At 46.9% G+C, this 22,879-nt stretch carries 20 protein-coding genes and 1 other RNA gene; 18 read left to right on the top strand and 3 right to left on the bottom strand.

Annotated features, from left to right (window positions below; translation table 11 throughout):
* Positions 1–113: 113 nt before the first annotated feature.
* The 13 genes from A2X74_RS02765 (at position 114) to rnpB (ending at position 15,961) form a co-directional block, all read left to right on the top strand.
* Complete coding sequence (locus tag A2X74_RS02765; RefSeq protein ID WP_293628275.1) at positions 114–3,953, top strand: FAD/FMN-binding oxidoreductase; 3,840 nt, start codon at positions 114–116, stop codon at positions 3,951–3,953.
* Positions 3,953–4,342: a DUF971 domain-containing protein gene (locus A2X74_RS02760; RefSeq protein ID WP_293628276.1), complete on the top strand. Its 390-nt coding sequence runs from the start codon at positions 3,953–3,955 to the stop codon at positions 4,340–4,342. Before A2X74_RS02765 ends, A2X74_RS02760 begins: the two co-directional genes overlap by 1 nt.
* A 26-nt stretch (positions 4,343–4,368) precedes the next feature.
* Entirely contained in the window at positions 4,369–5,112 is a 744-nt protein-coding gene (gene ubiE, locus A2X74_RS02755; RefSeq protein WP_293628278.1) for a bifunctional demethylmenaquinone methyltransferase/2-methoxy-6-polyprenyl-1,4-benzoquinol methylase UbiE, read from the top strand.
* A 57-nt stretch (positions 5,113–5,169) separates the two neighbouring features.
* On the top strand, positions 5,170–6,087 hold the full coding sequence (locus A2X74_RS02750; RefSeq protein WP_293628280.1) for a Tim44-like domain-containing protein: 918 nt from the start codon (positions 5,170–5,172) through the stop codon (positions 6,085–6,087).
* Between the two features lie 52 nt (positions 6,088–6,139).
* Positions 6,140–6,754, top strand: a complete 615-nt coding sequence (locus tag A2X74_RS02745; RefSeq protein WP_293628282.1) for an SCP2 sterol-binding domain-containing protein — start codon at positions 6,140–6,142, stop codon at positions 6,752–6,754.
* A gap of 6 nt (positions 6,755–6,760) precedes the next feature.
* The gene (gene ubiB / locus A2X74_RS02740) at positions 6,761–8,347 is read left to right on the top strand and encodes a ubiquinone biosynthesis regulatory protein kinase UbiB (protein WP_293628284.1); all 1,587 of its coding nucleotides are present in this window, start codon (positions 6,761–6,763) and stop codon (positions 8,345–8,347) included.
* 64 nt (positions 8,348–8,411) lie between these two features.
* Positions 8,412–9,065: a DUF502 domain-containing protein gene (locus A2X74_RS02735; protein ID WP_293628286.1), complete on the top strand. Its 654-nt coding sequence runs from the start codon at positions 8,412–8,414 to the stop codon at positions 9,063–9,065.
* 16 nt (positions 9,066–9,081) lie between these two features.
* On the top strand, positions 9,082–10,881 hold the full coding sequence (gene aspS, locus A2X74_RS02730; protein WP_293628288.1) for an aspartate--tRNA ligase: 1,800 nt from the start codon (positions 9,082–9,084) through the stop codon (positions 10,879–10,881).
* Positions 10,882–10,903: 22 nt separating this feature from the next.
* Positions 10,904–11,347, top strand: a complete 444-nt coding sequence (gene nudB, locus A2X74_RS02725; protein ID WP_293628290.1) for a dihydroneopterin triphosphate diphosphatase — start codon at positions 10,904–10,906, stop codon at positions 11,345–11,347.
* A 24-nt stretch (positions 11,348–11,371) separates the two neighbouring features.
* Complete coding sequence (locus tag A2X74_RS02720; RefSeq protein ID WP_293628292.1) at positions 11,372–13,195, top strand: ABC transporter ATP-binding protein/permease; 1,824 nt, start codon at positions 11,372–11,374, stop codon at positions 13,193–13,195.
* Positions 13,196–13,204: 9 nt separating this feature from the next.
* On the top strand, positions 13,205–14,527 hold the full coding sequence (locus A2X74_RS02715) for a glycerate kinase (RefSeq protein ID WP_293628294.1): 1,323 nt from the start codon (positions 13,205–13,207) through the stop codon (positions 14,525–14,527).
* A gap of 2 nt (positions 14,528–14,529) precedes the next feature.
* Entirely contained in the window at positions 14,530–15,588 is a 1,059-nt protein-coding gene (pyrC, locus tag A2X74_RS02710; protein WP_293628296.1) for a dihydroorotase, read from the top strand.
* 66 nt (positions 15,589–15,654) lie between these two features.
* An RNA gene (rnpB, locus tag A2X74_RS02705) (RNase P RNA component class A) lies at positions 15,655–15,961 on the top strand.
* Between the two features lie 12 nt (positions 15,962–15,973).
* Here the strand turns inward: rnpB and A2X74_RS02700 are convergent.
* A complete protein-coding gene (locus A2X74_RS02700) occupies positions 15,974–16,399 on the bottom strand; it encodes an OsmC family protein (protein ID WP_293628298.1) in 426 nt (141 codons plus the stop codon).
* Positions 16,400–16,819: 420 nt separating this feature from the next.
* Between A2X74_RS02700 and rplM the strand changes: the two genes are divergently transcribed.
* The 4 genes from rplM (at position 16,820) to erpA (ending at position 19,293) form a co-directional block, all read left to right on the top strand.
* Positions 16,820–17,248 (top strand): 50S ribosomal protein L13, encoded by a 429-nt coding sequence (rplM, locus tag A2X74_RS02695; protein WP_015422034.1) that lies wholly within the window; start codon positions 16,820–16,822, stop codon positions 17,246–17,248.
* 9 nt (positions 17,249–17,257) lie between these two features.
* Positions 17,258–17,659: a 30S ribosomal protein S9 gene (gene rpsI, locus A2X74_RS02690; RefSeq protein WP_076023685.1), complete on the top strand. Its 402-nt coding sequence runs from the start codon at positions 17,258–17,260 to the stop codon at positions 17,657–17,659.
* Positions 17,660–17,773: 114 nt separating this feature from the next.
* Entirely contained in the window at positions 17,774–18,832 is a 1,059-nt protein-coding gene (gene argC / locus A2X74_RS02685; RefSeq protein ID WP_293628312.1) for an N-acetyl-gamma-glutamyl-phosphate reductase, read from the top strand.
* A gap of 83 nt (positions 18,833–18,915) precedes the next feature.
* Positions 18,916–19,293: an iron-sulfur cluster insertion protein ErpA gene (erpA, locus tag A2X74_RS02680; protein ID WP_114654018.1), complete on the top strand. Its 378-nt coding sequence runs from the start codon at positions 18,916–18,918 to the stop codon at positions 19,291–19,293.
* 18 nt (positions 19,294–19,311) lie between these two features.
* Here the strand turns inward: erpA and A2X74_RS02675 are convergent, their stop codons facing one another.
* Complete coding sequence (locus A2X74_RS02675; protein WP_293628316.1) at positions 19,312–20,442, bottom strand: anhydro-N-acetylmuramic acid kinase; 1,131 nt, start codon at positions 20,440–20,442, stop codon at positions 19,312–19,314.
* Between the two features lie 101 nt (positions 20,443–20,543).
* Here A2X74_RS02675 and tyrS point away from each other — a divergent pair, with 101 nt between their 5' ends.
* Positions 20,544–21,776, top strand: coding sequence for a tyrosine--tRNA ligase (tyrS, locus tag A2X74_RS02670; protein WP_293628318.1), 1,233 nt, complete (start codon positions 20,544–20,546; stop codon positions 21,774–21,776).
* 3 nt (positions 21,777–21,779) lie between these two features.
* On the opposite strand, the gene ruvB is transcribed toward tyrS, so the two are convergent.
* Entirely contained in the window at positions 21,780–22,850 is a 1,071-nt protein-coding gene (gene ruvB, locus A2X74_RS02665) for a Holliday junction branch migration DNA helicase RuvB (RefSeq protein WP_293628320.1), read from the bottom strand.
* Positions 22,851–22,879: the final 29 nt, after the last annotated feature.

Below are 22,879 nucleotides of genomic sequence, written 5' to 3'. Positions count from 1 at the left end.
GCTCTAAGCCCTTAGATTTGCAAGGGTTTATCGCCTTAGACCAACATCTTTCTTGGTTTCCTGCCAATATCAGGATCCCTCAATTAAAATGCATATTTATCAAATATGACGCTATGAACGCTCCATTAGCTTTGAACCAGTTGTTGGATGCCGAAGCGGGCTCACCCCGCCTCCGCGAAATCCCCTACAACTACACCTCTTTTTCCGATCGTGAAATCGTTATTCGCTTGTTGGGTGAGGAGTCATGGCGCGTTCTGAATGATTTGCGTGGTGTGCGCCGAACTGGCCGCTCTGCCCGTATGTTGTTCGAAGTTCTGGGTGATATCTGGGTTGTGCAACGCAATCCTTTCCTGCAAGATGACTTATTGGATAACGCCAATCGTCGCAAATTGTTGATTGATGCTTTGTGGCATCGCCTTGGCGAGGTGAAGAAAAGATCTAGCGGCGAATCTGCTGAGCAAGTGCAGGTTTTATTGAAAGCCGCACACCATGCGGTTGATAGTTTTGAGCAGGGCTTTAAAGAGGTTGCAGAAATTCGTAAGCGCGCTCGTAAAGAGTTGGGTCGAATTACCGCCTCTGACAATATTTGTTTTGATGGTGTCTCACGTGCAGCGCATGTGACTGATGCAACAGACTGGCGTGTTGAGTTTCCATTGGTAGTGCTTAAGCCGGATTACGAATCTGAAATCCCTGGTTTAGTGAAAGCCTGTGTTGAATTGGGTTTAACCATCATTCCTCGCGGAGGTGGTACGGGTTATACCGGCGGCGCTATTCCTCTCTACGCTATGTCGGCAGTGATTAATACTGAGAAGCTTGAGCAAATCGATGCTGTCAAGCTTAAACACTTACCGGGTGTAGAGCATGAAGTTTCTACGATCTTTACTGGGGCTGGTGTAGTCACTCGTAGAGTTTCAGATGCTGCAGAGCGCTCTGGGCTGGTGTTTGCGGTCGACCCAACTTCAGCGGATGCGAGTTGCATTGGTGGCAACATTGCCATGAACGCTGGCGGTAAGAAGGCGGTCTTGTGGGGCACTGCACTGGACAACTTAGCTAGCTGGCGCATGGTCGATCCAGAGGGTAATTGGCTAGATATCGAACGTCTTGACCACAATCTGGGAAAAATTCACGTAGTAGAAAAAGTACGTTTTCAGCTGACTTGGTCTGATGGCTTGAGTGAGCCAGGCGAACGCATTCTTAAAACAGAAATTTTAGAAGTAGAAGGTAAGCGCTTCCGTAAAGAAGGTTTAGGTAAGGATGTGACTGATAAGTTTTTATCAGGCTTACCTGGCGTTCAAAAAGAAGGTTGCGATGGCTTAATTACCAGCGCTACTTGGATATTGCATCGCATGCCTAAGTTCATGCGAACTGTTTGCTTAGAGTTTTTTGGTCAAGCACAAGAGGCGATTCCGAGCATTGTAGAAATCAAGGCCTATCTCGATGGTTTGAGTAAGGATGGTGGGCCAATCCTTGCCGGCCTAGAACACTTGGATGATCGCTACTTAAGAGCAGTTGGATATTCCACGAAGTCCAAGCGCAATGCTTTGCCTAAGATGGTATTGATTGGCGACATTGCTGGCGATGATGAAGAAACGGTGGCGGCAGCGACTAGTGAAGTTGTGCGCATGGCTAACAACCGAGTGGGCGAAGGCTTTGTAGCGGTGAGTGCTGAAGCACGTAAGAAGTTTTGGCTTGATCGTGCGCGCACTGCTGCGATTGCTCGTCACACTAACGCTTTTAAGATCAACGAAGACGTGGTGATCCCATTACCTCGTATGGGTGAGTACACCGAGGGCATCGAGCGCATCAATATTGAGCTCTCGCTTAAAAATAAATTACAAGTTTTAGATGGTCTCGAAGCTTTCTTGAAAAAGAGCGCATTGCCACTAGGTAAATCTACCGAAGAGTACGAGATTCCAACTGCAGAGATTTTGGGTGATCGCGTTCAACAAGCTTTAGAGCTTATTTCTAAAGTGCGGGCGCGTTGGTCAGACTGGCTGACGCAGATGGATACGTACTTCCCAGATTTGCAGAATTACAGTTTGCGTGCTTCATGGAAGGCTGAGGTTCGTGCTGAACTGAGAATCATTTTTGGCGGCTTGGTGTTTGAGCCGATCCTCAATGAATTAGAGGCTATTCACAAAAACATCCTACGTAAGCGTGTATTTGTAGCCTTACATATGCATGCTGGTGATGGTAATGTGCATACCAATATCCCAGTGAATTCGGATGACTACGAGATGTTGCAAGATGCACATCGTGCAGTTGATCGGATTATGAAATTAGCCCGCTCATTGGATGGTGTGATTTCTGGTGAGCATGGGATTGGTATTACAAAGCTCGAGTATTTGACTGAGGAAGAGCTCAAAGATTTCCGCGCTTACAAAAAACGTGTGGATCCTGAGGGACGCTTTAACAAAGGCAAATTAATGCCACATGCGGATCTCAGCATTGCCTACACTCCGAGCTTTGGCTTGATGGGCCATGAGTCCATCATCATGCAGCAGAGCGATATTGGCGCGATCGCAGATAGCGTGAAAGATTGTTTACGTTGCGGTAAGTGCAAGCCAGTCTGCTCTACGCATGTACCGCGCGCAAATTTGCTTTACAGTCCACGCGACAAAATTTTGGCAACCTCGCTGTTAATCGAAGCCTTCTTATATGAAGAGCAGACACGCCGTGGCGTGTCGATTCGTCATTGGGAGATGTTTGATGACGTTGCAGCGCACTGCACCGTATGTCATAAGTGCTTAACGCCATGCCCAGTCAAAATTGACTTCGGTGATGTCACCATGAATATGCGCAACTTGTTGCGTAAGATGGGTCAACAACGTTTCAATCCAGGAACGGCGGCATCTATGCTCTTCTTGGATGCCACCGACCCAGACACAATCAAGTTGGCTCGTAAGACCATGATTGGTTGGGGTTATAGGCTTCAGCGTTTGGGTAACGATGTATTCCGTAAGCTGGCGCGTAAGCAAACTGCTCATCCACCTGCAACAGTTACTAAGCCCAATATAAAAGAGCAGGTTATTTTCTTTGTGAATAAGAAGATGCCTAGTAATTTGCCGAAGAAAACTGCGCGCGCACTTTTAGATATTGAGGATGCGAATTACGTGCCGATTATTCGTGATCCAAAAACGACTTCTGCGGATACGGAAGCCGTGTTTTATTTCCCTGGTTGTGGATCTGAGCGTTTGTTCTCGCAAGTGGGTTTGGCTACGCAAGCAATGTTGTGGAATGTGGGTGTACAAACGGTATTACCCCCAGGCTACCTCTGTTGTGGCTATCCACAGCGCGGCAATGGTGACTTTGATAAGGCAGAGAAGATGATTACGGATAATCGTGTTCTCTTCCATCGCGTTGCTAATACCCTGAACTACTTAGATATCAAGACGGTTGTAGTTTCATGTGGCACTTGCTACGACCAGTTAGCGGGTTATCAGTTTGAACAGATCTTCCCAGGTTGCCGCATCATTGATATTCATGAGTATTTACTCGAGAAGGGCGTTAAGCTCTCAAACGTCACTGGCGTGAAATATATGTATCACGATCCATGCCACTCACCGATGAAGTTGCAGGATCCAATGAAAACGGTAAATGAGTTGATTCAGCTTGAAGATGGCAAAGCCATTCAGAAGAATGATCGCTGTTGCGGTGAGTCTGGAACCCTTGCTCTAACTCGCCCTGATATTTCCACTCAAGTGCGCTTCCGTAAGCAGATCGAGATGGAGAAGGCTGCCAATGAATTACGTAAAGACGATTTCACTGGTGATGTCAAAGTGCTAACAAGCTGCCCTTCTTGCCTACAAGGGCTTACTCGCTTTGATGCCGATAGTGATACGACTGCCGATTACATCGTAGTTGAAATGGCACAAAAATTGTTAGGCCCTGATTGGATGAAGGATTATGTTACTAAGGCAAATCAAGGCGGCATTGAAAGGGTATTGGTTTAATGATTCCAACGAATGTTGTAGTGCATCAGCAGTCAAAAGTTTTAGAACTCTCTTATGAAAACGGCAACACTTATCGCCTTCCTTTTGAGTTCTTAAGAGTGGTTTCTCCTTCTGCTGAGGTTCAGGGTCACGGTCCTGGACAGGAAACTTTGCAAACCGGTAAGCGTGAAGTCCTCATTGCCAATATTGAGCCTGTAGGCCACTACGCCTTGAAGCCTTCTTTTTCAGATGGTCATGATTCTGGTTTGTATTCTTGGGACTACTTAGAATTTTTGTGTGAGAACCACGACGCACTTTGGAAAGAGCATTTAGATAAATTAGCTGCTGCTGGATTAGACCGAGATGCTCCAATGGGTGTTGCTGGTGGCAAGTCTTGCGGTAGTCATTGAGTATTTCATTAGATAGAGCAAAGAATATGAGTAAGACTCACTTTGGATACCAAAGCGTCGATGAGACTGAAAAAGCAGGTAAGGTCGCAGAGGTATTTCATTCTGTAGCTAGCAAATACGATGTGATGAACGACTTAATGTCATTCGGCCTTCATCGCCTGTGGAAGAAAGTCACGATTGCTCGTGCACAAGTTCGTCCCGGGCAAAAAGTTTTAGATATTGCTGGTGGTACAGGTGACTTGGCTGCGGCATTTGCACGTGCAGCTGGCTGGGGTCATAACCCAGAGGCACAAGTGTGGTTAAGCGACATTAATGCTTCCATGCTCGGAGTTGGTCGCGATCGTCTTTTAGATCAGGGCTTGGCTTTGCCTTGCGTTCAGTTCGATGCAGAGAAAATCCCTTTCCCCAATAATCATTTTGATGTAGTGACGGTAGCCTTTGGTTTGCGCAATATGACGCACAAAGATGTTGCTCTAGCGGAGATGTTGCGGGTCATTAAACCTGGCGGTCGAGTTCTAGTCTTGGAGTTTTCTAAGCCAGATGCTTTTTTACAGCCAGTCTATGACACGTATTCATTCAAGGTTTTGCCTTGGTTGGGTGAAAAAATCGCTCAAGATTCTGAGAGCTATCGTTATTTAGCCGAATCCATTCGGATGCACCCAGATGCTCAAACCCTGAAGGAAATGATGTTGGGAGTGGGTTTTGATGAAGTGGATACCCATAGAATGACTGGGGGTATCGTTGCACTTCATATTGGTATTAAATACTAGTGAATTTGTAGTTTTTAGCAGTCCAGAATTAAAGTAGTTCCATAGGAGATAAAAAAGATGAATAAGCATTTTTTCAAGGCAACGCTATTAAGTGTCAGCTTAATTTTTGCCACGGTTGGTCATGCTGATGCCGCTCGTTTAGGTGGCGGTAGAAGTATTGGTAAGGCACCAAGTGCGCCAATGCAAAAACAAGCTGCTCCTGTACAAAAACCAGCTCAACAAGCTCAGCCAGCTGCTCCGGCTACAGCTCCTAAAGCACCAGCACCAGCAGCCAGTCGTTTTGGCGGCATGGGTGGAATCCTCGGTGGTCTTGCTGCGGGACTTGGTATTGGCTACCTCTTATCTCATTTCGGTTTGGGTGAGGGCGCCGCTTCATTGATTACTGGATTATTGATTGCTGCTTTAGCAGGTTTTGCCATCATGTTCGTCATGAGAAGAATGATGCCTGCTTTATCTGGTGCTAACAAAGGCCCGCAAGTAGCTTCCCAAGGAATGCAACGTGCCAATGTGGATCAGGCGCCTAGGCAGGAGCCTGCGTTTACGCCAGCTGCAAATGCATTTGGTGGAATTTCTAGTGAGCCAGCGCCATTCCAGTCCACCCTGCCACCAGGTTTCGATGAGTACGCATTTTTGGATAATGCAAAGCAATATTTCTCAACCCTGCAAAAAGCATGGGATCAGGGCGACTTAGCTGCTTTGCGCGAGTACACCACACCTGAAATGTTCGCAACAATTGAACAAGACCTATCTGGTCGCGCCGACAGTGCCAACCAAACTGATGTGGTTACGCTCAATGCACAGTTATTGGGAATTGAAACAGCTGACAATACTTATTACTGTAGCGTTCAGTTCACGGGCATGATCCGTGAGCAAGCAGGTGCACAGGCAAATAATTTTTCTGAAATTTGGAACTTAAGTAAGCCTGTAAGTGGTCCTGGAGGCTGGGTACTAGCGGGTATTTCACAGTTAGTTTAAGCTTGAGGTACTTTCCCTTGAAAGCCCGCACTTGTGCGGGTTTTTTACACTTATGACCACCACTTCTACTACCCATCAAATTGCTGCTTCTGCTGCCTCTCAAGGAATTAATCACGTACTCAAAGCTGAGCCATGGGCTATGGCAGAGTTGGCTCGACATGCTGGCAAAGTGATTTTGTTGGGTTTGCCAATCGGCAATTTGGGTTTTGAGATAGCGCCCGAGGGCTCTTTGGTTGCTGTAAGCAATATTGATGCCCCATCTCTTGAGCTGGAAGTCTCTTCTGAGGTGCTTAGCTCATTAGCTGGCGGTTCTGGTAATTTGCGGGAACAGGCCATGAAGTCCGTCAAGATCACTGGCGACGCTGACCTAGCGCAATTATTAGGTCGCTTGGCAGGGCAGATTCGGTGGGAGTATGAAGAGGATCTGGCGCGTTTCATTGGAGATGCACCTGCTAATTTTGCTGTACGCCAGGGTAAAAAATTCGTTTCTGCCGGGAAATCTGCGGCGACTGACTTGTTGGAAAATGTTATTGAGTATGTCAGCGAAGAAAGAAAAGTACTTTTGAATAAACGAGATTTTATGATTCGTAAAAATGAATTAAATTCTTTGCGTGATGCAGTTGATCGCATAGAAAAGCGCATCCAACTTATAGAGCGAAAAGGTTAATTCATTGTGCGTCGTCTAGCCCGCCTTTCCTTTATTTTCTTTACTGCATGGCGCTATGGCATGTTGCCATTACTGCGCGATATTCTGAAGCCTGGTATTCGTCGTGGCATATTGACTGTCATTTGTTGGACCTCTCCAGGTCAATCTTTACCCAGAGGTGAGCGGATTCGATTGACTCTAGAGGCGCTGGGCCCAATCTTCGTGAAATTTGGTCAAGTGCTTTCTACACGTCGTGATTTATTGCCTGAAGATATTGCTAACGAGTTGGCGAAACTGCAAGATCAAGTCCCGCCATTTTCGAATGAAGAATCTTGTCGCCTCATTGAGCAAGCACTTGGGCAGTCCATCGAAGAAGTATTTATTAGTTTTGATGCAACCCCCGTAGCGAGTGCCTCCGTAGCCCAAGTGCACTTTGGCTTATTGCGTGGAACCGAGAAGCATCCAGAGTGGGAGGGCCGCGCTGTTGCGATTAAAGTTCTGCGCCCTGGCATTCTGCCAATCATTGATGGCGATCTTGCTTTGCTCTATGACTTAGCAAAAATTATTGAGAGACTTTCCGAAGATGGACGTCGCTTAAAGCCTCGTGAAAACGTTGCTGAGTTTGACACTCATTTGCATGATGAATTAGATCTGATGCGTGAGGCAGCAAATGCAAGTCAGTTGCGTCGCTATTTTGTTGATTCTAAAAAGTTAATGATTCCAGAGATGTATTGGGATTTGTGTCATACGAATGTCATCGTGATGGAAAAGATGGATGGCATCTCGATTGGGAAAACAGCCGAGTTGCGCGCTGCAGGTGTTGACTTTAAAAAACTTGCAGCCGATGGCGTAGAAATATTTTTCACGCAAGTTTTCGAGCATGGTTTCTTTCATGCGGACATGCACCCTGGCAACATCATGATCAGTCTTGAGCCAGAAACATTCGGCCGATTTATTTCTTTGGATTTCGGTATTGTTGGCGCGCTGAGTCAGTCTGATAAAAGTTATTTGGCATTAAATTTCCTCGCCTTCTTTAATCGCGATTACCGTCGTGTTGCTGAATTGCATATCGAGTCTGGTTGGGTTCCGGCAAACACGCGCGTCGAAGAGCTTGAGGGGGCGGTGCGTTCCGTTTGTGAGCCTTACTTTGATCGACCACTGAAAGAAATTTCCCTGGGGATCGTGCTGATGCGTTTATTCCAAACTTCCCGACGGTTTAAGGTGGAAATTCAGCCGCAACTCACTTTGCTTCAGAAGACCTTACTGAACGTTGAAGGTCTTGCGCGTCAGCTTGATCCAGACTTAGACCTCTGGAAGACTGCAAAGCCAATTTTGGAAAAATGGGTCAGTCAGCAGCTTGGTTGGCGGGCTTTGGTTGACGGTATCAAGGCTGAGGCGCCAAGCTGGGCACAAATCTTGCCGACCCTGCCGCGTTTGATTGCGGAGAGTTTGGCGCAGGCACGCATCCCTCGAAGAGAGTCAAATGCTGAATTGGAGGTCTTAAAAGGCCTTTTATTGCAGGAAAGACGCACCCATCGCCTTTTGGCAGGGGCTTTGCTATTTGCCGGCGGTTTTTTGGCTGGGATTCTGATAATCGGCCTTGGTCTTTACTAGTCTGTCGCCTGCCGGCGCTTAAACCGCTAAAATGCCAGGTTAGGCAAAGTTCAAGCATAGGCAAATGAAAAAATACTTCATCGCAGGCATTCTGGTGTGGGCACCAATGTCAGTCACTATTTGGGTGATTGCATGGGGTTTGGGCCTGCTCGACGGTGTTTTTGGCTCTGTTATGCAAGCCCTCATCACCATTTTCCCCAATCAGTTTGCTGGAGATTTACGGCATTTCCGTGAGTTGCCAGGTGTCGGCATTCTGATTGTTGTTGCGGTCATCATGCTTACTGGATTGCTTGCAATTAGTTTTGCAGGGCAATGGTGGCTGAAGATATGGCACCAGTTCATGAATCGCATTCCTATTGTGCGATCAATTTATTCCAGCGTTCAGCAGGTATCCTCCACGCTATTTTCTGGTAGTGGCCAAGCTTTTAGTAAAGCATTATTAATTCGTTATCCCCATGCAGATTCTTGGGCGATTGCATTTCAGACTGGTATGCCAGCTAAAGAAGTGGCTGCGAAGTTGGGTGAGGAATATGTCAACGTATTCCTACCAACCACACCAAATCCGACTTCTGGATTTTTTATGATTGTCCCCCGTGCGAACACCATTGAATTAGAGATGAGTGTCGAAGCGGCGCTCAAGCACATTGTTTCAATGGGATCTGTTCCTCCCACTAGTTCAACTGGTTTGCCCGCGATTGGGCCAAACCGTCATCTTTGATTTATAGGAAATTGTTATGTCGATGCGAAGCCATACCTGCGGTCAGGTAACTGAATCACTCATTGGTCAGGAAATTACCCTCTCTGGTTGGGTAAATCGACGCCGTGATCACGGTGGCGTAATCTTTATTGACTTACGAGATCACCAGGGTTTTGTGCAGGTGGTATGTGATCCGGATCGTCCAGAGATGTTTGCTTTAGCTGAGCAGGTGCGTAATGAGTTTTGTATTCAGATCAAAGGCTTGGTTCGTGCGCGTCCAGCTGGCACTGAGAATAATGATTTAGTGAGCGGCAAGATTGAAGTGCTTTGTCATAGCTTGGTGATTTTGAACGCATCCATCACTCCCCCATTCCAATTAGAGGATGAGAATTTATCTGAGACCACTCGCTTAACTCACCGCGTTCTGGATTTGCGTCGCCCACAAATGCAAAAGAATTTGCGCTTACGTTACAACGTCGCTATGGAATGCCGGCGCTATTTGGATGCTGCGGGTTTTATTGATATTGAAACGCCGATGTTGACGAAGAGCACTCCTGAAGGTGCGCGCGACTATTTAGTTCCTTCACGTGTTCATGATGGCCAGTTCTTTGCACTGCCACAGTCTCCTCAGTTGTTCAAACAGTTGTTGATGGTGGCCGGCTTTGATCGCTACTACCAAATTACAAAGTGTTTCCGTGACGAAGATTTGCGTGCTGATCGCCAACCTGAATTTACTCAGATCGACTGTGAAACCGCTTTCTTAGATGAATTGGAAATTCGTAACTTATTTGAAAACATGATTCGTCATATTTTCAAAACCACCATGAATGTGGAATTGCCAAACCCGTTTCCAACAATGCCATATTCAGAAGGTATGGCACGCTTTGGTTCAGACAAGCCTGATTTGCGTGTGAATTTTGAATTCACTGAATTGACTGACTTAATGAAAGATGTCGATTTCAAAGTCTTCTCCGGCGCAGCTAATCAAGAAGGTGGGCGCGTAGTTGGTTTATGCGTACCTGGTGGCGCTGAAATTAGCCGTAGTGAAATTGATGACTACACTCAATTTGTAGCAATCTATGGCGCTAAAGGTTTGGCATGGATTAAGGTGAACTCCGTTGCAGAAGGCCGTAATGGCTTGCAATCACCAATCGTGAAGAATTTGCATGATGCTGCCATTGAAGGCATCTTGAAACGCACTGGCGCTAAAGATGGCGACATCATTTTCTTCGGTGCTGATAAAGAAAAAGTAGTGAATGACGCTATCGGTGGATTGCGCTTGAAGATTGGTCATTCTGCTTGGGGTAAAGAGCATGGTCTCTCTACCGAGGGTTGGAAGCCATTGTGGGTAGTAGATTTCCCAATGTTTGAGTACGATGAAGACAGCGCCCGTTGGGTTGCATGTCACCATCCATTCACTAGCCCTAAAGATGAGCATATGCAATATCTTGAATCCAACCCAGGCAAGTGCTTGGCTAAAGCCTATGACATGGTTCTCAATGGTAGCGAGATTGGTGGCGGATCAGTTCGTATTCACCAGGAAGCAGTTCAGAGCCAGGTATTCCGTGCATTGAAGATCGGCGCTGAAGAAGCACAGGCTAAATTTGGATTCTTATTAGATGCCTTGCAATATGGCGCGCCTCCGCATGGCGGTATTGCGTTTGGTTTGGATCGCATTGTCACCATGATGACTGGTGCTGAATCTATTCGTGATGTGATTGCCTTCCCTAAAACGCAGCGTGCACAGTGTTTATTGACTCAAGCTCCTAGCCCAGTAGATGAGCGTCAGTTAAAAGAGCTGCACATTCGCTTGCGCCAAGCTGCCCCAGCTGCTTAAGTAAAAGAGTATTTAAAGCATCTTGAAAATCCCCATTTCGGTTTTAGTTGTCATCTATAAATCGAATGGGGAGGTCTTGCTGATAGAGCGGGCCGATAAATCCGGCTTCTGGCAATCTGTTACCGGAAGCGTTGATTTCGCTGATGAAGATCTTCGTGTCGCTGCTGCGCGCGAAGTCCTTGAAGAAACTGGTATTGATGTTCAATCTCTCCCAGCAAACTCTTTACGAGATATGCATCATCAGATTGAGTATGAGATTTATCCACAGTGGCGTCTTCGCTATGCTCCTGGTGTCACTAGAAATACTGAGCATTGGTTTTCACTTCTGGTGCCGAATGATACTCAAGTCCAATTAGCTCCCCGGGAGCATATCGCCTATCAGTGGCTCCCATTTACAGAGGCCGCTACTAAATGTTTTTCTCCCAGTAATGGTCAGGCCATTCTGCAATTGTTCTCTGCGCCTTAGTGCAGAAGTGACTAAGATAGAGCGATGAGACATTCATCAGGGCATCATCATTCGGCAGCAGCTTCTAAGCCTTCACAAGGGAGTGATTGGAAGGTTATTCGCGATTTACTGCCTTATCTTCTCGAATATAAGTTTAGGGTAGCTATTGCTCTGACATGCTTAGTTGCTGCTAAGGTTACCAATCTCGGTATTCCGATTTTGATGAAGCAATTAATTGATACTCTTAATATCAAGGCAGATTCTCCGCAAGCATTGTTAGTAGTCCCGGCCGGATTGATACTGGCCTATGGCCTTTTAAGAATCTCTGCTTCAATTTTTACTGAGTTGCGTGAATCTCTTTTTGCGCGGGTCACCCAAAATGCGGTACGTAAAGTAGCGCTCCAAGTTTTTGAGCATTTACATTCCTTGGCGCTGAGCTTTCATTTGGCTCGTCAGACTGGCGGAGTGAGTCGGGATATTGAGCGTGGTACCCGCGGCATCCAGTCTCTGATCTCTTATTCGCTTTACAGCATCCTTCCAACACTAATTGAATTTTGTTTGGTGCTGGGATTCTTAGCCTATGCATACGATATTTGGTTTGCCATTATTACCCTGGTTGCCTTAGTACTCTATATTGCATTTACGGTCATTGTTACTGAATGGCGAACCCATTTCCGTCGCACCATGAATGATATGGATTCCAAGGCCAATCAAAAAGCAATTGATTCACTATTGAATTTTGAGACAGTTAAGTATTTTGGTAATGAGGCATTTGAAGCGAGTCGCTACGATCAGAATTTAATGCGCTATCAAGCCGCTGCCGTTAAATCTCAGAAATCCTTAGCAGTTCTGAATTTTGGGCAGCAAACTATTATTGCGGTTGGTTTGGTTCTCATACTTTGGCGTGCGACCTCCGGTGTGATTGATGGATCGATGACCTTGGGTGACTTAGTTTTGGTGAACACCCTGATGATTCAGTTATATATTCCATTGAATTTCTTGGGGGTGATTTATCGTGAGATCAAGCAGGCGCTCACAGATATGGATCGCATGTTCTCACTCCTTAACACCGAGAAAGAGATTGCTGATGCACCCAATGCGACACCTTTACTAATTAGGAATCAAAGTCGTGGACCTGATATTCGCTTTGAGAATGTTTCGTTTCATTACGATGCCAAACGTGAAATTCTGAAAGACGTGAGTTTTAATATCCCTGCGGGAACAATTACCGCTGTCGTGGGACAGAGTGGTGCGGGTAAGAGCACATTGGCGCGCTTGTTATTCCGTTTTTATGATGTTCAATCTGGCAAGATCTTGATCGATGATCAAAATATTGTCGATGTCACTCAATCGAGTTTACGAAAGGCGATTGGTATCGTTCCACAAGACACAGTCCTATTTAACGATACGATTGGCTACAACATCGCCTATGGCAATCCCAATGCCTCGATTGAAGAGGTGCACGAGGCCGCAAGAGCCGCACAGATAGATCGCTTTATCCAACATCTCCCCGATGGCTATGAAACCCAAGTAGGTGAGCGTGGCTTAAAGCTGTCAGGTGGCGAGAAGCAGCGTGTTGCGATTGCACGAACCCTCCTCAAAAAACCAGCGATGCTCATTTTTGATGAGGCAACATCGGCGCTGGATTCCAAAACGGAGCGAGCCTTTCAGGAAGAATTGCTTAGCCTCGCCAAAAACCGTACAACTTTGATCGTTGCACACAGGCTTTCGACCATTGTTCATGCCGATCAAATTTTGGTCATGGATCATGGCCAAATTGTGGAGCGTGGAACCCATATTGAACTCTTGGCTGCTAATGGCCGATATGCTGAGATGTGGCAAATGCAAGAGCGAAGTACTCTTGATTAGAATATCCGTATGAGCCAGCAAGAAACTATTCTCAAAAATGCTTTTGCGGCAGCTTTGGCGGTTGCCGATCCCAAGAAAATCGTCCCAGAGTATCTCAGCAAGATCTTTCCACCAGGTTCAGAGCCTAAAGGAAGATGTTTGGTGGTGGGGGCCGGTAAGGCAAGTGCGTCTATGGCAACAGCCCTAGAGTCTCATGCGAAAAGTTGTTGGCCTGATGCAATTCTTGAGGGCGTAGTGTTAACTCGATATGGGCACCACTCCCCAACCAGTCATATTCAAATTATTGAAGCAGGTCACCCCGTACCCGATCAGGCGGGCATGGATGGCGCTAAAGAAATCTATCGCTTGGTTGCTGAGCTGCAGGCTGGCGATATTCTGATTACCTTGATTTCTGGTGGTGGCTCAAGCTTGCTTACTTTGCCTCAGGCCGGGATCAGTATTGACGATATGCGCAAGACTACTGAAGCGCTATTGCGTTCTGGCGCACCGATCGAGGAGATGAACGTTGTTCGCAAACACTTGTCAGCGATTCAGGGTGGCAACTTGGCAAGACTAGCAATTGCACGTGGCGCCCGAGTTGAGGCTTTGCTGATCTCTGATGTTACGGGAGATGCACCTGCGGATATTGCCAGTGGCCCTTGTGCTCCAGACTACTCCACCTATCAAGATGCCTTGGATATCCTGGATAAACATGAGCTAAGTGCTGACGCTATTCCATCATCTGTTTTATCGCACTTAAAGCGTGGTCTTGCTGGTGAAATTCCTGAGACTTTAAAAGAAGCTGATCTAAAGGGCGCTCTAGTAAACAATCATGTGATCGCTACTGCGTATAAGAGTCTTGAGGCTGCAGCAGATTACGTCCGGACACAAGGCTACGAGCCGGTGATCTTGGGCGACACGGTTACAGGCGAAGCTAGGGATGTCGGTATTGAGCAAGCGGCTTTGGTGCGTGAGCATTTGTTGGCTAAGACTGGCAAGCCCATTGCCCTTATTTCAGGTGGTGAGTGCACCGTCACAATTCCCAATGGAATAAAAGGTCGTGGTGGTCGCTGCAGCGAATACTTACTCTCACTGTTTGCCGCTTCCCAGGAAATTCCTCAATTGGCGGCATTGGCAGCCGATACTGATGGGATTGATGGGAGCGAGAAGAATGCCGGTGCGTGGTTCACTCCCGAGACTCGCTTGGCTGCAAGCAAGGAAGGTCTCATTCCTGCGGAGTATTTAACTCAGCACAATTGCTACGATTTTTTTGCACAATTAGATGCATTGGTGGAAACTGGACCTACACTGACAAATGTGAATGATTTCCGCATCATCTTGCTTGATAAATAATTATGACCATTAGCCCAATACAAATTGAACTGATTCAGCCGGATGACTGGCATTTACATATTCGTGATGGTGAAGTCATGAAAGATGTATTGGCAGATACTGCGCGCCAATTTGCCCGCGCCATTATCATGCCGAACTTGAAGCCGCCTGTGACGACAGTGGATTTGGCAAATGCCTATCGCACTCGGATTGAAGTGAATCTTCAATCATTGGGTGTGACGAGCTTTACTCCTTTGATGACTTTATATCTCACTGATAACACATCAGCTGATGAGGTACGCAAGGCAAAAGAGGCTGGCATTGTTGGATTTAAGCTTTACCCAGCTGGCGCAACAACCAATAGTGATGCAGGGGTCAGTGATATCAAGCGTTGTTACGCTGCGCTTGAGGCAATGCAGTCTGTCGGCATGCCCTTGTTAGTGCATGGCGAGGTCACTAGTGCGCATATTGACATCTTTGATCGTGAGGCGGTATTTATTGATCAAGTGCTCGAGCCTTTGCGTAAAGATTTTCCTGAGCTGAAGATTGTGTTTGAACACATCACTACTAAGCAAGCTGCACACTATGTGCGTGATGCACAAACTGCTGGAAAAAATACCATAGCTGCAACTATTACACCGCAACATTTACTCATGAATCGTAATGCGATTTTTGCTGGGGGAATTCGCCCACACAATTATTGCTTGCCAGTACTCAAGCGTGAAGAGCATCGAGTTGCTTTAGTAGAAGCGGCGACGAGTGGCAGCCCCAGATTTTTCTTGGGCACCGATAGTGCGCCACACGCCAAGGGTGCTAAAGAGGCTGCTTGCGGTTGTGCTGGTTGTTACAGCGCTTTCAATGCCTTGGGTTTATACGCTGAGGCATTTGAGAGTGTTGGCAAGTTAGATAAGCTTGAAGGTTTCGCTAGTTTTTATGGTCCTGACTTTTATTCATTGCCCCGCAATACTAAGAAAATTACTTTGGTGAAGCAGGCACAAAGCATTCCAGCAGAACTTCCTTTGGGTGATGCCACGATTGTGCCGCTACGTGCTGGTGAGACCATTGCCTGGACTTTGGCTTAAGTCATTCAACACTTCCCTAATTCATTTTTAGACTAAATTTCTGCGACTGCGTTAGACTGCAGGCGCAGAGTCAATTGGGCAATCGCCGCCTCTTTATTGAGGGGGAGGAAAGTCCGGACTCCATAGGGAAGGGTGATGGCTAACGGCCATCCACGGTGACGTGAGGAATAGGGCCACAGAGACGAGCGTATTTAGTTACGGTGAAACGCGGTAACCTCCACCTGGAGCAATCCCAAGTAAGCAGGCGATGAGGCGTCCCGCTGAGTCTGCGGGTAGGGAGCTTGAGCCGTCAGGTAACTGCCGGCCTAGAGGAATGATTGCCCCTAGATGCAAATCTAGGCGACAGAATCCGGCTTATCGATTGACTCTGCACTTCTCTCAATACTTATTCGTCGTTTAGAACGTCAATGGAATAGGTGATCTCAGCTGTTTTGGCGAGCATCGTTGTGGCTGAGCAGTACTTTTCGTGGGATAGCTTCACTGCGCGCTCAACCTTGCTTAAATCGAGATTTTTGCCTTTAACCGTGAAATGCAGGTTAATTTTGGTAAATACCTTAGGCTCAGTCTCGGCTCTCTCGGCGGTTAGCTTGACATCACAGGCGCTGATCTCCTGGCGTGCCTTTTGTAGGATTAAAACTACATCAAAGGCTGAGCAGCCGCCAGTCCCTGCTAAAAGTAGTTCCATAGGCCTTGGAGCACTATTTTTACCGCCAGCTTCAGGTGGCCCATCCATGGTGACTTGATGGCCGCTTCCAGTTTCTGCTGAAAAGGCCATTCCGCCAATACCCAACCAAGATACTCGACATTCCATGTTAGTGGCCCCTAAATTAGTAAATTAATCAATATTATCAATAGTTTACCAATAATAGTGGAGCTTTGTTTTGGCGTTGATATTGCTAAAAAACATCAAAAAATTGATTTTGGTCAATATTCTTGCGTTGCACCATATTTTTTGTGTAGAATAACCATATTGGCTGTCAGTCTTATATAAGAGATCGATATGCCTCCCAGTGTCTCCTCCACTTAAACATAGGTGGATTCCAACCCAGGACTCGTTCCTGGGTTTTTTTTGGGTTACAATTCAAGGCTTTACTGGATTACCGAGCCGGTCAGCGGTAATTTGTTGTACCAGTTAAATTGCAGAATCTGCGAGCTTGCAAACATAAGCAGGGCCAAGGTGGACGTAATTTGGTTGGAGTAATTTTTTTTGACCATAACAATTTTAGAAATCATGAAAACTTTTTCTGCAAAATCCCATGAGGTAGTGCATGAATGGTTCGTGATTGACGCTACGGACAAAGTCCTCGGTCGTGTCGCCAGTGAAGTGGCACTCCGTCTACGCGGCAAGCACAAGCCTGAATACACCCCACACGTTGATACCGGCGACTTCATTGTTGTCATCAACTCTTCTAAGCTGCGTGTTACAGGCACAAAAGGCTTGAACAAAATTTATTACCGTCACAGCGGATACCCAGGTGGTATTAGCTCGACTAACTTCGACAAGATGCAAGATCGTTTCCCAGGTCGCGCTTTGGAGAAGGCTGTGAAGGGTATGTTGCCAAAAGGCCCACTAGGTTATGCCATGATTAAGAAATTAAAAGTCTATGGCGACGCCAGTCATCCGCATGCGGCTCAACAGCCAAAAGCGTTAGAGATCTAAGGAAACCAAATGGCTATTAATTACGGAAATTGGAATTACGGTACAGGTCGTCGCAAGAGCTCTGTAGCACGTGTATTCATTAAATCTGGCAAAGGTGAGATTACTGTTAACGGTAAACCTATCGATGCTTACTTTGCTCGCGAAACATCACGCATGATCGCTCGTCAGCCTTTGGCTCTCACAGCTCACCTAACAACCTTTGATATCAAAGTAAACGTTAGCGGTGGCGGTGAAACTGGTCAAGCTGGTGCAGTTCGTCACGGCGTTACTCGTGCATTGATCGACTACGACAACGCCTTGAAGCCAGCCCTGTCTAAAGCAGGTTTGGTAACTCGCGATGCTCGTGAAGTTGAGCGTAAAAAAGTTGGTCTGCATGGCGCGCGTCGTCGTAAGCAGTTCAGCAAGCGCTAATTTCTTTCAGTCGCTTAAAGTTTTATCGAAAGGGTCGCGCAAGCGGCCCTTTTTGTTTCTACAATCGAGGTATTCAAGGAATAAAATTCATCAGTCAGTATTTTGGAGAATGACATGATTAAAGTTGGCATCGTAGGTGGCACTGGATATACCGGAGTGGAATTGCTGCGTTTGCTCGCGCAACACCCCGAAGTAAAGATCCAAGCAATTACTTCTCGCACAGAAGCTGGCATGCCAGTAGCTGAGATGTTTCCATCTTTACGTGGCCGCATTGATCTCAAATTCACGACACCGGATGAAGCTAAGTTAAATGAGTGCGATGTGGTGTTCTTTGCAACACCTCATGGTGTAGCAATGGCACAAGCAAAAGAACTGCTCGCGAACAATGTGAAGATTTTGGATCTCGCAGCTGACTTCCGTTTAAAAGACGTCAAAGAATTTGCCAAGTGGTATGGCATGGAACACGGTTGCCCAGAAATTTTGGCTGAGGCAGTTTACGGTTTGGCAGAAATCAATCGTGAAGAAATTAAAAAAGCCCGCGTAGTGGGTTTGGCTGGCTGCTACCCAACCTCTGTGCAGCTTGGGCTTGCGCCATTGCTTTCACCAAAGTCTACTGGCGGCAAACAACTGATTGATGGCACACACATTATTTCTGACTCTAAGTCAGGTACATCTGGTGCTGGCCGTAAGGCGGAAATCGGCACATTGCTGTCAGAGGCGGGAGACAACTTCAAGGCTTATGGAGTTAAAGGACATCGTCATCTTCCAGAAATCATCCAGGGATTGAAGGCTATCGCTGGTCACGATCAGATTGGTCTGACATTTGTGCCGCATTTGACACCAATGATTAGGGGTATTCATTCAACGCTGTATGTTCGCTTGACTGAGGCTGGAATGAAGGTGGATTTCCAGAAGCTGTATGAGGATTTCTACAAAGGCGAGCCTTTTGTAGATGTGATGCCTGCCGGTAGTCATCCAGAGACACGGTCTGTGCGGGGCAGCAATGGCTTGCGAATTGCTATTCACCGTCCTGGCGATGGGGATACTTTAGTCATTTTGGTGGTGGAAGATAACCTGGTGAAGGGTGCCTCAGGTCAGGGTGTTCAGTGTATGAACCTGATGTTTGGCTTGCCGGAGACTACTGGATTAACGCAAATTGCTGTTTCCCCGTAACTGAGGGTGCTGGAAAGACCCTTCAGCACACTTGGAATTAAAAGCCTAAAATGAACCATTGCCTTTTGAATTAGGAGTAAATCATGACCCAATTAGCTACGCAAGACACTGCACAAGATTTAGCCGAGCCACCAGTTCCATTGGTGTTTACGGATAGCGCTGCTGCAAAAGTGGCCGACTTGATTGCTGAAGAAGGCAATCCTGAATTAAAACTGCGCGTGTTTGTTCAAGGCGGTGGTTGCTCAGGATTTCAGTATGGCTTCACATTTGATGATGCTGTGAATGAAGATGACACACTTTTTGAAAAGAATGGCGTCACTTTGTTGGTTGACTCGATGAGCTTCCAATATTTAGTTGGTGCTGAGATTGATTACAAAGAAGACATCAACGGATCACAGTTCGTAATCAAAAATCCAAATGCCCAAACTACTTGTGGTTGCGGATCTTCTTTCTCTGCTTAAAGAGAGAAAGCAATTTATTTACGCAGGATAGCAAGCGCCTAGAATTCTAGGACCCCTCGCTCCCGTAACGGCTGGCAAATTCGCTGGCCGTTTTTCTTTGTGGGCCCAAGCAAGCCATGCGAATGCAAGACCTTCCACTAGCTGTGGATCAATGCCGAGCGCATCGCTGGTCACAATCTCTAGTGTGTTTTTAAATAAGATTTCAGCTCTGGATTTAAATAAATTGAGAAGTGCGCTATTACGTGCACCACCACCACAGATAATCAGTGTCTGGGTTTGCGGGGCATAGCGCTCTAAAGCTTGCAAGGCTGAGTCCACAGTTAATTGCAATAGTGTGGCTTGAACATCTTCTGCATTAATGTTGTCTGAGCCAACTTGCTTTTGCAACCACTCTAGATGAAAGTCATCACGCCCTGTACTCTTTGGTGGCGCTTTTGCGAAAAATGAATCTGTCAGCATTCTTGATAACAGCGCTTGATTGACTTTGCCTTGTGATGCCCAAGTACCGTTCTCATCAAAAGCATGACCTTGCTGATCTGCAATCCAAGCATCCATCAGCATATTGCCGGGCCCGCAATCAAATCCTTTTACTTCACCATCTTTGGGTAATAGGGTCAGGTTAGCAATACCGCCAAGGTTGAGTACAGCGATATTTTTATCTGTAGCGAACTGTTGGGCATGAAAGGCTGGCACTAGAGGCGCACCATGACCACCTGCTGCTAAGTCGCGACTTCTAAAGTCCGCGATGACATCAATTCCGGTCAACTCTGCCAGAAGCGCTGGATTGAGAGTTTGATGGGTATAGGCAAGGTGATGAGCAAGATCAGCTTGGTGACGAATAGTCTGACCGTGGGCGCCAATCGCGCTGATATCTGCTGAAGACAGCTTGGCCTGACTTAGTAATTGCTTGACTGCATCCGCATAGGCTACTGCTAAGGCATTAGCAGCCTGATTTTCCCGGTGAATCTCGTTTGGCCCGGGGGTCTGGAGATCCAGTAGGGCTTTGCGTAATTCAGGGCTAAAGGCAATGCTTGCGGAGTCCAAAAGGGAGGTCTGACCGGAGGCTTCAATCTTTGCCAGCACGGCATCGATCCCATCCAGGCTAGTGCCAGACATCAGGCCAATATAGAGAGATTGAGGCTTATTCATGCAGTATCAGGGCTTTATTCTCAGGAATGCGACAATTATGCTTTAGCAATCTAAATACTAATTTAACCGACTAAGTAAGTCACTAAGCTAACCCAATCAGCATGACGGCTAAACCAGAACAAAAATACCCACTGACTCCTGAAGTTTTTGCAGCCCTTGAAGTAACCAAGAGGGGTTGTGATGAGTTATTGGTCGAGGCAGATTGGATTCAGAAGTTGGCTAAGAGCCAGGCGACAGGTACGCCTTTGCGTATTAAGTTGGGTTTAGATCCAACTGCGCCTGATATTCATTTGGGCCATACCGTTGTTTTGAACAAGTTACGTCAGTTACAAGATTTAGGTCACACTGTGATTTTCTTGATTGGCGACTTCACCAGCATGATCGGTGACCCCTCTGGACGTAATGCAACACGTCCACCGCTGACCGCTGAAGAGATTGCTGTGAACGCGGAGACCTACTATCGTCAAGCGAGTATGGTGCTGGATCCTGCTAAAACTGAGGTGCGCTACAACAGCGAGTGGTGCGACCCTCTAGGTGCACGCGGCATGATTCAGCTGGCAGCTCGATATACCGTTGCCCAAATGCTAGAGCGTGATGACTTTACTAAGCGCTACCGTAGCGGCGTGCCCATCTCTGTACATGAGTTCTTATATCCATTGATGCAGGGCTATGATTCTGTTGCCTTGAAGAGCGACTTGGAGCTTGGTGGTACGGATCAGAAATTTAATCTCTTAGTTGGGCGCGAGCTCCAACGTGAGTATGGCCAAGAGCCGCAATGTATTTTGACTATGCCTCTCCTCGTTGGTTTGGATGGCGTAGACAAGATGAGTAAGTCCAAAGGCAATTACATTGGCATCAGCGAGCCTGCTGGCGAGATGTTTGGCAAGCTATTGAGCATCTCCGATGAATTAATGTGGGATTACTTCACCTTGCTCTCATTCCGCCCCATGGCTGAAATTGATTTAATGAAGCAAGAGGTGGCTGCCGGCAGAAATCCAAAAGATTGCAAAGTGCTACTCGCACAAGAAATCGTTGCACGCTTTCATTCTCAAGCTGCTGCAGAAAAAGCATTAGAAGACTTTAATCACCGCGCTAAAGGCGGGATTCCGGACGACATCCCGGAAGTAACTCTTTCTGGTGCCCCAATGGGAATTGCTAGCCTTTTGAAGGCTGCAGGTTTGGCGCCATCTACGTCTGAAGCGATGCGCAACATCGAGCAAAACGGCGTGAAAGTTGATGGCGCAACAGTTACCGATAAACAGTTAAAGGTTGATGCGGGTACTTATGTTGTTCAGGTTGGCAAGCGTAAGTTTGCCAAGGTTACGCTGAGCTAAATCTCAAATATCGAGGCTAGCAGAGCCGCTAGGCGGGGTGAGGCCAAAGTGCTCATAAGCCTGACGAGTTGCTACTCGGCCACGCGAGGTTCTTTGCAAGTAGCCTTGTTGAATCAAGTAGGGTTCTAAGACATCCTCAATGGTGTCACGCTCTTCACCAATTGCTGCGGCCAAGTTATCAATACCTACAGGGCCACCATCAAACTTATGCAAGATGGCTTCTAGTAATTTACGGTCCATCACATCAAAACCACTTGGATCGACATCGAGCATCTTCAATGCTGCATCGGCCATATCTTTGGTAATCGTACCAGTGCCTTTGACTTCAGCATAGTCACGTACGCGACGTAATAGGCGATTGGCGATACGTGGAGTGCCTCTAGCACGCTTTGCAATCTCAATCGATCCCTCTGGGTCAATATCGGCCTTTAGTAAGCTGGCGGAGCGTGTAATGATTTTGGTGAGCTCTTCAGTGGTGTAGAACTCCAGTCTTGCCACAATGCCAAAGCGATCACGTAGAGGATTGGTGAGCATGCCAGCACGAGTAGTCGCGCCAATCAAAGTAAATGGCTTGAGATCAATCTTGACGCTACGTGCTGCAGGGCCTTCGCCAATCATGATGTCTAGGCTGTAGTCCTCTAGTGCGGGATACAGAATCTCCTCCACTACTGGAGAGAGGCGATGAATCTCGTCAATAAAGAGCACATCATTTGCTTCTAAATTGGTCAGCAATGCAGCAAGATCACCAGGTCTATCCAGAACAGGGCCGCTAGTTTGGCGCAAGTTCACACCAAGCTCTCTGGCAATGATGTGGGCTAGGGTAGTTTTACCAAGGCCTGGGGGGCCAAACAAAAGAACGTGATCTAGAGCTTCTTGCCTTGCTCTTGTCGCAGTAATGAAAATTTCTAATTGGGCGCGTGCCTTAGTTTGGCCAACATACTCATCAAGCTGTTTTGGGCGCAAGGCTCTTTCGAAGACGGCTTCCGAGTTTCCGGCTGCACCGCTAACGATGCGGTCATTACCTTCCGGTAAATCTTCTGGAATTGAGCTGAGGTCTTCTGTGTGGATTGCCATACTGCAAGTGTAGTGGTGTTTGGGTGACT

It is taken from the genome of Polynucleobacter sp. GWA2_45_21, from assembly GCF_001830325.1.
In the GTDB taxonomy this organism is placed as follows: Bacteria; Pseudomonadota; Gammaproteobacteria; order Burkholderiales; family Burkholderiaceae; genus Polynucleobacter.
The sequence above is the reverse complement of the archived record's forward strand: the minus strand, read 5'-3'. Positions and strand labels throughout refer to the sequence as shown.